Here is a 271-nt window from a genome sequence, read left to right as displayed (position 1 = left end):
GGTGCCGCATTCGGCGGCGGCGCGGCGCACCAGCGCGGCGCGGTCGATGTGGTCCTGCGCCTTACCGTGCGAAAAATTCAGGCGCACGACGTCGACGCCGGCGCGGATCATTTTCACGAGGATGTCGAAGTCGGTCGAGGCAGGGCCGATGCTGGCAACGATCTTGGTCGCGTTGTACAGAGGGCGCATGTGCTGAAATCCTTGATTCTGAAAAGAGAAGCGCAGCCCCGGGGGCTGCGCTGTGTTACTCGTTACTGGGCCTTACGCTGGA

General features: G+C 63.1%; 1 protein-coding gene. It reads right to left on the bottom strand.

All coding sequences use genetic code 11. The features are described 5' to 3' along the window. The coding region (locus KVT32_RS30120; protein WP_254637089.1) for a pyruvate kinase at positions 1-180 on the bottom strand (180 nt) is incomplete at its 3' end. Between the last annotated feature and the right edge of the window lie 91 nt (positions 181-271).

Origin of the sequence: Achromobacter sp. GbtcB20 (genome assembly GCF_019091095.1) — a bacterium.
Taxonomy (GTDB): Bacteria; Pseudomonadota; Gammaproteobacteria; order Burkholderiales; family Burkholderiaceae_B; genus Achromobacter; species Achromobacter mucicolens.
This window is presented reverse-complemented; position numbering and strand designations above follow the sequence as displayed.